The organism is Flavobacterium phragmitis, assembly GCF_900112575.1.
Taxonomy (GTDB): domain Bacteria; phylum Bacteroidota; class Bacteroidia; order Flavobacteriales; family Flavobacteriaceae; genus Flavobacterium; species Flavobacterium phragmitis.
The window spans coordinates 436241-449289 of the sequence record NZ_FOMH01000001.1 but is presented as its reverse complement, the minus strand read 5'-3'; the positions used below and the strand labels follow the sequence as shown (position 1 = coordinate 449289).

Below are 13049 nucleotides of genomic sequence, written 5' to 3'. Positions count from 1 at the left end.
CGCAAAGACCGCAAAGGTTAGCGCAAAATTCGCAAAGTTTTTTTTAAGGAATATATTTACAAACATAAAGTTCGCAAAGCTATATCAACACAAAGCTTTGCGAACTTACTATTCTCACTGTATAACACTCTGTAAAAAATATTTGCGTTCTTTGCGGTAAATAACTACGCACTATCAACGAAGAATAATCCAACAAACAAACTTTTTAATTATCGAATTAATAATTTATGATTCTAAAAAGCGCAAGTAATTGCGAAAACGTTATATTTGTCTCTCTAAAAATCTTTGAAAATGAATCCTAAAATATTGATCATTGGTGCCTGCGGTCAGATTGGAACTGAGCTGACGCAAAAACTGCGTAAATTATACGGAACCGAAAATGTAATCGCTTCTGATATTCGAAAATTAAATACTGATGTTGTTAATTCAGGGCCTTTTGAAGTTGTCAATGCTTTAGATTTTAATCAGATTGAACATTTGGTAGAAGTACACCAAATTACCGATGTTTATTTGATGGCGGCTCTTTTATCAGCAACAGCTGAAAAAAATCCTGCTTTTGCCTGGGATTTAAATATGAATTCTCTTTTTCATGTTTTAAATTTAGCGAAAGCCAAAAAGATTCAGAAGATTTTCTGGCCATCCAGTATCGCTGTTTTTGGGCCGACAACTCCAAAAGAAAACACACCCCAATATACCGTAATGGAACCTTCTACTGTTTACGGTATTAGTAAACAAGCAGGAGAAAGATGGTGCGAATACTATCATAATATATATGGTGTAGATGTTCGCAGTATTCGTTATCCTGGCTTAATCAGCTGGTCGACTCCTCCGGGCGGTGGAACGACAGATTATGCAGTAGATATTTTTTATAAGGCTATTGCCGATAAAAAATACGAATGCTTTTTATCTTCTGAAACCAAAATGCCTATGATGTATATGGATGATGCAATCGATGCAACAATCAACATCATGAAAGCTCCTGTTGAGGAAATCAAAATACATTCGTCTTATAATTTAGCTGCGATGAGTTTTACTCCAACTGAAATTGCTGCCGAAATCAAAAAACATATTCCGGAATTTGAGATTACTTACAATCCTGATTTCCGTCAGAAAATTGCGGACAGCTGGCCGGCAAGTATCGATGATTCTGCTGCGAGAGAAGACTGGAACTGGAATCATAAATTTGATTTGGAATCGATGACAAAAGATATGATTGAGCATTTGAGTTAAATTTTTTCAGCGCAATTTGTTTACTATCATTATAAAATCAAAAATCTCAATTGCCTCCAGCTAAAGCTGGAGTTTTTTTATTAGTTTGTCATTTCGACTGAAAGGAGAAATCACACAAGCAATTCCGCATGCAAAATCGCCAATCTTTGTCGAGTTCCATGTGTGATTTCTCCTTTCAGTCGAAATGACAAAAATGAGAAACAGCCCCCAAACTAAATCTTTAAAAGAAGCCAATTGTTTGTATTTAGCCCCGATGGAGGCGTTATCCTTGCTGGCCCGACGTCGGGCAACAGCGAGATATAGCCGAGAGCGGGAAATCCTGTTTATTAAAATGCCTTTTGTGATGCTTCTGAAACTAAAAAATCCCGTTTAAATTAATCAAACGGGACTTTTTTATTCTTGTTTGAAGAATTACTTCACTTCAAAAACATTATTTGCTTGTTTTACATCAGCCATTAATCCGCTTGGATCGATAGTGATTTTTTTGATTGCTGTTTTGTTTTTGTCGATTGTAAAACTATAGTTTTGCTGTGCCCAAGCCCAGTCTTCTAAGACAGTTCTTTTTTGATTTGGATTTGGATTCGGTTTAATGAAATTCATCATTCTTAAAGGAATGTAGAATGTTTCAGAAGTTCCGTCAGTATAATCTACTTTTAGGTCGATTGGCATTGGCATTCTTCCAATTCTTTCTAGAGAAATTGTTGTTTTTCCTGCGTTGTCAGCAACATCTTTAATTCCATAATCAATTGTATTGGTTGTCTGTGCCCAGTCTGTTAAATACCAGTCTAACTCAGCTCCAGAAACTCTTTCGGCTGTTCTTTTGATATCATTTGGAGTTGGATGCTTGAATTTGAAATCGTTAAAATATCTTTTCAAAGTTGCATCAACATTCTCTTTTCCAATAACATATTCTAGCTGTGAAAGGAAAATACTTCCTTTAATATAAGATGAAATACTGTATGGACGGTTTTCGTCATAACGATCTCCGTGAGTAGTTTGCGGTTGCTCTTTACCAGAATTTACTAGATTGTAATAAGCATTGTAATTTCCTTTAAACGGATTTACTTCTTTTTTATCTCCTTTTAATTCATTCAAAGCACTGTCTTCGATGTAAGTGGTAAAACCTTCATCCATCCAAGGGTGTTTTGATTCATTTGAAGCTAAAATATGCTGGAACCAAGAATGTCCTAACTCGTGTGTTGCAGTTCCCAGAATTCCTTCCAGCGTTCCGTTTCCTAACATCAAAGTACACATTGCATACTCCATTCCGCCATCTCCACCTTGAATAAAGGAGTATTGTTTGTATGGATATTGTCCCACTCTGCTGTTATAATAATCCATAACTTTTACCATTAAAGGCTCAAGCTGTTTCCAGTTTTCGGCTACTTTTGGAGTGTTTTTGTAGAAGAAATGCAAATCGACATCGTTTGGTCCTTTTACAATATCATGTGCATAATCTTTGTCGGCCGCCCAAGTAAAATCGTGAACATTTGGTGCAATAAAATGCCATGTTAATGTTTTTGCTTTTTTAGGATAAACCACCGTTACACCAGCATCTTCATAACCATGTCCAATCGAATTTTTATCTTGCAAGTATCCTGACCCTCCAATTGTGTATTCTTTGTCAATTGTAATTTTTACATCAAAATTACCCCAAACTCCGTGAAATTCTCTTGCAATATATGGATCTGCGTGCCATCCTTCGAAATCAAATTCGGCTAATTTTGGATACCATTGAGACATAGAAAGTTCGATTCCTTCAGAATTGTTTCTTCCCGAACGACGAATCTGAACCGGAACTTGTCCGTCAAAATCTAATGTAAAAGTAGTTTTAGAATTTGGTAAAATTGGTTTAGCCAAAGTCACTTCCAAAATAGTTCCCGAAACTCTCGTTTGAGCAACAGCACCATCTTGTTTGAAGTTTGTGATTTTTAAATATCCAATTTCATTTGGCTTTAAAGTCTCAATTCTGCTTTGTTTTATATCCTTTCCGCTGGCATCTTTTGTTTTATTTACCATTCTTCCGTCTGGATCTTTAATGAAATGAAGACGTGCATCCATTTCGCTTCCCGGCTGAAAAGCATTTGGATATAAATGATAGAATACTTTTTTCAGCGTATCAGGAGAATTGTTGGTGTAAACCAATTCTTGTTTCCCTTTGTACTGATAGTTTTTTACATCCATTGAAACCTCCATTTTATAATCGGCATGTTGTTGCCAATAGGAAGTGCTTTGAGCAAAAGCTGCGTTTAAACTAAAGCTTAGAAAAGAAAGTAAAATAATTTTTCGCATATTGATATGTATAGAAAATGGAAGAGTGCGAACTCTTCCATTAAATTAATAGTGTATTTATGTTTACTTTTTAGACATTTTTTCTGCCATTAATAAAGCATTATAAGCGTTTACCATCTTCGCAGTTTTTGATGATTCTACAGAGGAAACAGCTGCTGGTTTTTCTCCCGGATTTTCACTTTTTCCTAAAACAACTTTAGAAGGAAGTGCCACACCAGAATCCATTAAAATCTTTTTAACTTGAGCCGCTTTTAATTTTGGATAGTAAGAACGAATTAACGCCGCTACACCTGCCGCGTTTGGAGATGCCATTGAAGTTCCTTGCAAATATTTGTATTTGTTGTTTGGAACTGTTGCATAGATTTCTTCTCCTGGGGCAAAAACGTCTACATTTATTTTTCCGAAGTTTGAAAATGGTGCGATTACATTTTCTCCATATTCTTTATTAATTGCTCCAATAGTAATTAAATTGTCTGCAAATTCTTTTACGTTGTCTTCAGAGTCGTTTGGATAATTGATGTTTTTTGCTTCATCAATATTATAACCATCGTTTCCTGCAGCATGAACAATTAAAACGTCTTTTTTAGCTGCATATTTAATAGCATCGTAAACCCATTGTTTGTGCGGAGAAAAGCTTTTTCCAAAACTTCCGTTGATTACTTTCGCCCCATTATCTACTGCATAACGAATTGCTAAAGCAATATCTTTATCATACTCATCCCCATCCGGCACAGCTCTAACTGTCAGGATTTCTACATTTGGCGAAGCTACTCCGTCTCCACCTAAATTATTCCCGCGAATTTGCGCAATAATTCCAGCAACGTGAGTTCCGTGAAGCGCTTTTTCTTTATCTGGACCAAAAACGATATTGTTTCCGTAATGAGCATCTTTAATGTCTTCCGGATTATCACCTACGATTTTTCTTCCGTCAAACTCTTTGTTTAAGTTATAGTTTAATTGATCGTAAACTTGCTCTTTATATTCTCCAAAATCAGCTTCTGGATCAAAAGTTGGCCCAGCATTTGTGAAAATCTGAGTCATGATTCTTTTACATTCTAAAACTTTTGGATCTGCTGAAGTAATTTTACTTAAATCTTCTGATTTATAGTCTGCTTTATTCAGTTCTTTTTTGATTGTATTATGAACATCAAGTAAAAAATCTACTTGTTCTTTATCCTTCAACGCCTCTTCGTATTTTTCATTATATTGTGCTAAAGCTGCTTTATACTGAGCAGAACCGTCATCGCCTTTTTTAACGATACGAGTCATTTCCAGATTTTCGTTAACCGCGTTTCCAAGAAAGTTCCATCCGTGGATATCATCGATAAATCCGTTTTTATCGTCATCGATTCCATTGCCAGGAATTTCTTTAGTATTAGTCCAGATCATCCCCTGAAGATCTTCGTGCTCAATATCTACCCCAGAATCTACAATACCTACAATAACTTTCTGTCCTTTTTTACCTTGAAGTAATTCAGCCCAAGCTCTGTCAACACTCATTCCCGGAATAGAATCTTTTACTAAATCTAAATGACTCCATCTTTTTAATTCATTTTCACTAACTGGTGCTTTTTTCACCACTGCCAAAGGAGCAACGATTGGTTGTTTTGGCGCTGATTTTTGTGCTTGCAAACTTGCACTACAGCCTGCTAATACAAGTAATGCAAAAGCAGATAATTTAATAGGTTTTATATGACTCATCTATTTATAAATAATTGTAAAGTTAAAAGATGGGTCTAAATTATGCTTTTTTGTTACAAAAAGCTAACCATTAACAATGTGTTATGAAATTTTGATGAAATTATAATCAAATCACTACAACACAAATAACTAAAAAACAAACAATTAAACAGTTAAAAATCTAAATGGAAGAACTTTTTTGAAAAGAATTTCAACATTACAAAGTGTATAAAAAATAACCAATAAATCTTTGCATGTTCATAAAAAGGAATTTACTATATACATTTAATCAATGGAGATGCCACTTCTGCGAAAAAAAAATAATTTTAGAATAATTATAATTTGTTAAACTAAAAATCCCATTTTCATTAAGTTGAAAATGGGATTTTTTATTTTCTATTTAAAGGATTTCTTCGCAGGTAAAAACTTCTTTCAATCGAACGCCTTTTTCAGTATGTTCAACTGTAATGATTTGATTGTGCGCATCATGTTCTAAAAACAAATAATGATTTTGATCTGCAGCCAAATTCAAAAATTTTGATTTTTCTGGCATTGTCAGCAAAGGTCTTGTATCATATCCCATAACATAAGGAAGCGGAATATGTCCAGCTGTAGCCAATAAATCGGCACAAAAGACAATCGTTTTATCCTGATACTTAATATACGGAATCATTTGCTTTTCGGTATGACCATCAACGTAATAGATGTCAAAACCCAATGCTGCCGAAAACCCAAAATCAGATTCTGGTCTTGCAATAAAATTGAGCTGTCCGCTTTCCTGCATTGGCAGAATATTTTCAGACAAAAAAGAAGCTTTTTCACGAGCATTAGGTTTTGTTGCCCATTCCCAATGGTTTTCATTTGTCCAGAATTTTGCATTTTTAAAAGCAGGTTCATAACCAGTTTTATCAGCATTCCATTGTACACTTCCTCCGCAATGATCAAAATGCAGGTGTGTCATAAAAACATCTGTAATATCGTCGCGATGAAAACCATGTTTTGCCAACGATTTATCTAAGGTATGTGATCCCCAAAGCGAATAATACCCGAAGAATTTCTCCGATTGTTTATCGCCCATTCCGGTATCAATTAAAATTAAACGATTTCCATCTTCAATTAATAAACAGCGTGCAGCAATATCAATTAAATTATTAGCATCGGCAGGATTTGTTTTATTCCAAATGGTTTTCGGAACCACACCAAACATAGCACCTCCGTCTAATTTAAAATTTCCAGATTCGATTGGGTAAAGTTTCATGAGTAAGATTTTCTAAAAGAACAAAGCTAGGAAATACAAACTCCTTTTACTACAAATAAGTATTAAAACTATTACTCTAATGTGATTGAAGCACTTCCCATTATTTCCTGCTTGTCAAAGAAATTGACAAAATAAGTTCCTTTTTTAAACGGAATTTCATTTGCATTTAGAACGCCGTACACATTAACCGACTTACCTTGAAAGTCTGTACTAACAATAAAACTATAAACCAAAGCCTTATCATTTCCGAACTCAATCAATTTATTGTCTCCTAAAACTGTATTTTTTTGGTCTAAAACCTGAATATAAAAAACTTTTCTACCCGTTTTGGCCACTGCATTTCCGTTAACCGTAAAACTAGCTTTTAGTTTTTTCGTGTTTTTAGCTTTATTTGTTTCCAATTCTGCGCCAGAGTTTTTTTCACGAAGCGCAATAACTTTAAAAGCACTCAAAGAAAGTTTCGATGCATCTTTCAATGTCGATTCCAGTTTCTTTTGTTTTAAAATTAAAGTATCATTTTCAGCCTTTTGCTTGTACATGACAACATTTTGGCTTTCAATTTCTGTCAACAAATTTTTATTCTGAGATTTCAGTTTTTTAATCTCTACTATCTTATTTTCTAATGCCAATTTCGAATCTGAAAGTTGTGATCGAAATACTTTAAGCTGTGCTGATGAAGGATTTTGAGACGTTTTAATGATTTCCATTAAATTCTCTACATTTCTTCGTTCCAATTCTAATTGCTCAGATAAAGCCGTTTTTTCTTGGATTGCAATATCATAAGCCGCTTTTAATGTAATTAACGAATCTAAAATATTCTTTTGTTCCTTTGTTTCTTTATTTTCATATAAGAATTCTTCTACTACGCCAGTTTCTCTAGATAGATTTTCGTTATACTCAGCCTCATTACTAAAAACTAATACGCATGCTCCCAATCCCAAAACAAAAATTAATATGAATAAAGGTTTGTACCAAGCAATTTTATTTTGTTTTTTCATAATTATTCACAATTTTTTGCAAAAGTACCAATTAAATTTTCCTTGTAATGAGTATAAATACTTGTTTTTTAACATTTACAAACGATATTTGCAGCTTAAAATAAAAAAATTGCCGAATTCTAATTTTAGACGTTTTTTAGAGACTGGATTTTGCCAAAATAAGTAATATCTATTTTAACATTTGTTATAATAATGTGAACCGTTATGGAAAAAGGTTTTTAAGTCGTATCTTTGCAGACAATTTCTATTTAACATTGAAAATTAGCGTTTTAAATCTGTACTAAATTCATTACAGCTGCAAAATGCTCATTAAAAAATAAACATCTAAGAACAATGATAAAAGTTTCTGATACTGCCAAAAAGAAAATCATCGACTTAATGAAAGACGACGGTTTTGATGCTGCGCACGACTACGTAAGAGTTGGTGTTAAAAGCGGCGGATGCTCTGGTTTATCATATGAATTAAAATTTGATAAAACCAAAAACGAAGACGATAAAGTATTCGTAGACAACGATATATCTATTGCTGTCGAAAAAAAATCTTTTCTTTATCTAGCTGGAACAATTTTAGAATTCTCTGGCGGATTAAACGGAAAAGGATTTGTTTTCAATAATCCAAATGCAAGCAGAACTTGCGGATGTGGAGAGTCATTCTCTCTTTAGTCAAAAGCTGAAAGTTATAAAGTCATAACGACTTGAATTGACTTTTTAATTTTAGACTTCAAAACTTTAGACAATAAACAAAATAATGAGCAAATACACCGAAGACGATTTAAAAATCGAACTGGAAACTAAAGAATATGAATACGGATTTTATACCAATATAGAATCTGAAACTTTCCCTATTGGCTTAAACGAAGAGATTGTAAGAGCTATTTCTCTTAAAAAAGAAGAACCTGAATGGATGACCGAATGGCGCATCGAGGCTTTCCGCGCTTGGAAAGAAATGATTGAACCAGAATGGGCAAACGTACAATACGAAAAACCAGACTTTCAGGCTATCTCTTACTATTCTGCTCCAAAACAAGTAGATCCTAATAAAACTTTAGATGATGTTGATCCAGAGTTATTAGAGATGTACAAAAAACTGGGAATTTCTATCGACGAACAAAAAAAGATGAACAATATCGCAATGGATATTGTTGTCGATTCTGTTTCGGTAGCAACAACTTTCAAAAAAACTTTGGCTGAAAAAGGAATTATTTTCTGCCCGATTTCTGAAGCTATCAAAGAACATCCTGAATTAGTAAAAAAATATTTAGGAACCGTTGTACCTCAAAAAGACAACTTCTACGCAGCATTAAACTCAGCAGTTTTCTCTGACGGAAGTTTCTGTTATATTCCAAAAGGCGTTAAATGCCCAATGGAACTTTCAACTTATTTCAGAATTAATCAAGCAGGAACCGGACAATTTGAAAGAACGCTAGTTATTGCTGATGAAGGAAGCTACGTTTCATACCTTGAAGGATGTACAGCTCCAAGCCGTGATGAAAACCAATTACACGCTGCTGTGGTTGAATTAATCGCTTTGGATGATGCTGAAATTAAATATTCTACAGTTCAAAACTGGTTCCCTGGAAATAAAGAAGGAAAAGGTGGGGTTTACAACTTTGTAACCAAAAGAGGTTTATGCGAAACAAACGCTAAAATTTCATGGACACAAGTTGAAACTGGTTCTGCTGTAACTTGGAAATATCCTTCTTGTGTATTAAAAGGAGATAATTCAGTAGGAGAATTTTATTCGATTGCTGTTACCAATAATTTTCAACAAGCGGATACTGGAACAAAAATGATCCATTTAGGAAAAAATACTAAATCGACTATTATTTCTAAAGGTATTTCGGCTGGAAAATCACAAAACAGTTACCGTGGTTTAGTGCAGATTTCTCCAAGAGCTGAGAACGCTAGAAACTTTTCTCAGTGTGATTCTTTATTAATGGGTAATAACTGTGGAGCTCATACTTTCCCATACATCGAAAGTAAAAATCCATCTGCAAAAATCGAGCACGAAGCAACTACAAGTAAAATTGGAGAAGATCAGGTTTTCTATTGCAACCAAAGAGGTATTCCGACTGAAAAAGCGATTGCCTTAATTGTAAATGGTTTCAGTAAAGATGTCTTGAACAAACTTCCAATGGAATTTGCTGTTGAGGCTCAAAAATTATTAGAGATTTCTTTAGAAGGTTCTGTAGGATAATAAAAATAATAGTATGGATCTAATCTTAAAAAATGTAAAGAAAAAAGATTTTCCAGTTTTTCAATCACTGGCAAAATCTCTTGGTTTCGAAATTGTCGAAGAAAATGAAAAACCATACAATCCTGAGTTTGTAAAAGAGATTTTACAAGGGCAAAAAGATATAAAGGAAGGTAGGGGCATAAAAATGACAATGGAAGAATTACGGGATTTATGCAAGTAATTTTTACTCCAAAAGCCAAAAAAGATTTAGATTTTTGGGTCAAATCTGGAAATAAAAACATCTTAAGAAAAATTAATGCTTTAGTCGAAGATATTCAACTTCATCCTTTCGATGGAATTGGAAAACCAGAACAATTGAAGTATAATTTATCGGGAGTATGATCCAGAAGAATTGACAGAGAGCATAGATTAATTTACGAGATTATTGACGAAGACACAATAGAAATATTAAATATCCTTTCATTAAAAGGACATTACGAATAAAAATAAAAAAATAGCAATCTTGAAATTTTCGAATTTCAAATTATCTAAATTTTCAAATAAATAAGATGTTATCAATAAAAAACCTTCACGCCGCGATTGGTGATAAAGAAATCCTTAAAGGAATTAATATAGAAGTTAAAGCTGGAGAAGTTCACGCTATCATGGGACCAAACGGTTCTGGAAAAAGTACGCTTTCTGCTGTTATTGCAGGAAACGAAAACTATGAAGTAACAGATGGTGAAGTTATCCTTGACGGAGAAGATCTTGCTGATTTAGCTCCTGAAGAGAGAGCACATAAAGGTGTTTTCCTTTCTTTTCAATATCCGGTAGAAATTCCTGGAGTTAGCGTTACTAATTTCATGAAAACGGCTATCAACGAAACTCGTAAAGCAAACGGACAAGAAGAAATGCCAGCTAACGAAATGTTGAAAGTAATTCGTGAGAAATCGGAATTGTTAGAAATCGACCGTAAATTTCTTTCTCGTTCTCTTAATGAAGGTTTTTCTGGAGGAGAGAAAAAAAGAAACGAGATTTTCCAAATGGCAATGTTAGAGCCAAAATTAGCTATCCTTGACGAAACCGATTCTGGTCTTGATATCGATGCTTTAAGAATCGTTGCAAATGGTGTAAACAAATTAAAAAGCGACAAAAACGCTATTATCGTAATTACACACTATCAACGTTTATTAGACTATATCGTTCCTGATTTCGTTCACGTTCTTTATAACGGTAGAATCGTAAAATCTGGTGGAAAAGAATTAGCTTACGAATTAGAAGAAAAAGGATACGATTGGATCAAAGCAGAAAACTAGTTTACAGTTACAGTTTACAGTTTGCAAAAACTCATAACTCATAACTCATAACTTACAACTAAAGAAATGGATTTAAAAGAAAAATTAGTATCGTCTTTTATGGCTTTTGAAGAGCGTGTCGATGTACATTCAGATTTACATGACATACGCACAAATGCTTTAAAAAACTTCGAAAATAAAGGTTTCCCAACCAAAAAAGAAGAAGCTTGGAAATATACATCGCTAAATGCCATCTTAAAAAATGACTTTACGGTTTTTCCAAAGCAGGAAAATGCAATCGAATTTAATCAGGTAAAAAAATACTTTTTACACGAAATTGATACATACAAATTAGTATTTATTGATGGCGTTTTCAGTTCGCATTTGTCTTCTACAACGCATGACGGAATCGATGTTTGCTTAATGTCATCGGCATTGACCAAACCAAAATATAAAATGGTTATTGATACGTACTTTAATCAAATTGCAAGTAAAGATGACAGTTTGACTTCATTGAATACTGCTTTTGCAATTGAAGGTGCGTTTATCAATATCCCAAAGAAAAAAGTAGCTGACAAACCAATCGAGATCATGTATTTCTCAACTGGAAACGAATCGGCTTTAATGGTTCAGCCAAGAAATTTGGTTATTGTGGGTGAAAATTCACATGTTCAAATTATTGAGCGTCACCAAAGTTTGAATGAAAATCCGGTTTTAACCAATTCAGTTACAGAGATTTTTGCTCAAAAACGTGCGATTGTTGATTATTACAAAATTCAAAATGACAACAGCGAAGCAAACTTAGTTGACAATACTTATGTATCTCAACAGCAAGAAAGTCATGCTTCTGTTCATACTTTCTCATTTGGAGGAAATTTAACTCGCAACAACTTAAACTTTTACCATTTCGGAGAAAGATTAACGAGCACGCTTAACGGAATTTCTATCTTGAATGACAAACAACACGTTGATCATTATACTTTGGTAAACCACGCACAGCCAAACTGCGAGAGTTTCCAAGATTATAAAGGTATTTTCTCTGATCGTTCGACTGGAGTTTTCAACGGAAAAGTTTTGGTTGAGAAAGAAGCTCAGAAAACAAATGCTTTCCAAAAAAGCAACAACATTTTATTGAGTGACAAAGCGACTATCAATGCAAAACCTCAATTGGAAATTTTTGCTGATGACGTAAAATGTTCTCACGGATGTACTGTTGGACAGCTTGATGAAACAGCAATGTTCTACATGCAGTCACGCGGAATCCCGAAAAAAGAAGCTAAAGCTTTATTGATGTACGCATTCTCAAATGCCGTTATCGAAAGCATTAAAATACCAGAATTAAAACAAAGAATAACTAAAATCATTGCTATGAAGTTGGGCGTGAATTTAGGATTTGATTTGTAATAAATTCTATTATAAAATTCAAAAACCGATAAGCTTTAAAAGTTTATCGGTTTTTGAATTTTTTTATTTACTTATTTAATTTCCAAATTTTATATGCGTTCCTAATTTCATGCCAATATGTTTTATCTACTATCATAGGATACGAGGGATGATATGCATTAATACATAATTTATCTGAAGAGATTATATAAAAAGCTGTATTATTAGTATTGTTATCAGCGTATTTTTTTTCTGTATTTGTAATATCCCAATTTATTCTTGCTAAATCTTCTTCTTCAAAATACTTTAATGTGTTGCCAAATATTATCACATTGGGATTCAAATCTTCAATTTGTTTTAAAAGCTCATCCTTTCCTTCATCGTATGCTTTTTTAATTTCCCAATCATTTGAGGAAGCATTAGCAGGAAACTTATTGATGTTTATATATGCAATTTTTTTAATCACTTCATAAGCTTCTTGATTTGCATATGGTACATTTTCCCATTCAACATTTGGATTTAAAATACCATATGTCGCATAAATTATTTTTCGAAATGTTGGAGTCGATAAAGCATTTTTTTTATGCCAATCATTACGAAATCCTTCACATACATCAATTTCCTTTTCTTTATCTTCAGCGGAAATGTTTGCTTCTTTTAAAATCCATAGAATTTTACATGATGCATTACCATATTCAGCAGGATTTATTTTTCCATCAATTATTTTTTTCATTAGT

Annotated in this window: 12 protein-coding genes; 7 read left to right on the top strand and 5 right to left on the bottom strand. The window is 33.5% G+C overall.

The genetic code is table 11. The features are described 5' to 3' along the window. Positions 1-291 precede the first annotated feature (291 nt). Positions 292-1230, top strand: a complete 939-nt coding sequence (locus BM289_RS02075) for an L-threonine 3-dehydrogenase (RefSeq protein WP_091490476.1) — start codon at positions 292-294, stop codon at positions 1228-1230. Positions 1231-1641: 411 nt separating this feature from the next. On the opposite strand, the gene BM289_RS02070 is transcribed toward BM289_RS02075, so the two are convergent. From BM289_RS02070 to BM289_RS02055, 4 genes are all read right to left on the bottom strand, one after another. Further along, on the bottom strand, positions 1642-3522 hold the full coding sequence (locus BM289_RS02070) for a M1 family metallopeptidase (RefSeq protein WP_091490475.1): 1881 nt from the start codon (positions 3520-3522) through the stop codon (positions 1642-1644). Positions 3523-3585: 63 nt separating this feature from the next. Further along, a complete protein-coding gene (locus BM289_RS02065) occupies positions 3586-5223 on the bottom strand; it encodes a S8 family peptidase (RefSeq protein ID WP_091490473.1) in 1638 nt (545 codons plus the stop codon). 379 nt (positions 5224-5602) lie between these two features. Continuing rightward, positions 5603-6460, bottom strand: coding sequence for an MBL fold metallo-hydrolase (locus BM289_RS02060; protein WP_091490472.1), 858 nt, complete (start codon positions 6458-6460; stop codon positions 5603-5605). A gap of 71 nt (positions 6461-6531) precedes the next feature. Beyond that, positions 6532-7458: a hypothetical protein gene (locus tag BM289_RS02055; RefSeq protein WP_091490470.1), complete on the bottom strand. Its 927-nt coding sequence runs from the start codon at positions 7456-7458 to the stop codon at positions 6532-6534. A 333-nt stretch (positions 7459-7791) separates the two neighbouring features. On the opposite strand from BM289_RS02055, the gene BM289_RS02050 reads away from it, so the two are divergent. The 6 genes from BM289_RS02050 to sufD all read left to right on the top strand — a co-directional run bounded on the left by BM289_RS02050 (position 7792) and on the right by sufD (position 12333). Then, positions 7792-8121, top strand: a complete 330-nt coding sequence (locus tag BM289_RS02050; protein WP_091490468.1) for a HesB/IscA family protein — start codon at positions 7792-7794, stop codon at positions 8119-8121. Between the two features lie 85 nt (positions 8122-8206). Then, positions 8207-9655 (top strand): Fe-S cluster assembly protein SufB, encoded by a 1449-nt coding sequence (sufB, locus tag BM289_RS02045; RefSeq protein ID WP_091490467.1) that lies wholly within the window; start codon positions 8207-8209, stop codon positions 9653-9655. Between the two features lie 13 nt (positions 9656-9668). Continuing rightward, entirely contained in the window at positions 9669-9875 is a 207-nt protein-coding gene (locus BM289_RS02040) for a DUF2683 family protein (protein WP_091490465.1), read from the top strand. Further along, positions 9866-10036, top strand: a complete 171-nt coding sequence (locus BM289_RS25775) for a type II toxin-antitoxin system YoeB family toxin (protein ID WP_317043556.1) — start codon at positions 9866-9868, stop codon at positions 10034-10036. The genes BM289_RS02040 and BM289_RS25775 overlap by 10 nt, the downstream gene beginning before the upstream one ends. 167 nt (positions 10037-10203) lie before the next feature. Beyond that, positions 10204-10950, top strand: coding sequence for a Fe-S cluster assembly ATPase SufC (gene sufC, locus BM289_RS02030; RefSeq protein WP_008466070.1), 747 nt, complete (start codon positions 10204-10206; stop codon positions 10948-10950). 66 nt (positions 10951-11016) lie between these two features. Further along, positions 11017-12333: a Fe-S cluster assembly protein SufD gene (sufD, locus tag BM289_RS02025; protein ID WP_091490464.1), complete on the top strand. Its 1317-nt coding sequence runs from the start codon at positions 11017-11019 to the stop codon at positions 12331-12333. Positions 12334-12400: 67 nt separating this feature from the next. Here the strand turns inward: sufD and BM289_RS02020 are convergent, their stop codons facing one another. Then, positions 12401-13045 (bottom strand): hypothetical protein, encoded by a 645-nt coding sequence (locus BM289_RS02020; protein ID WP_091490462.1) that lies wholly within the window; start codon positions 13043-13045, stop codon positions 12401-12403. Positions 13046-13049 lie beyond the last annotated feature (4 nt).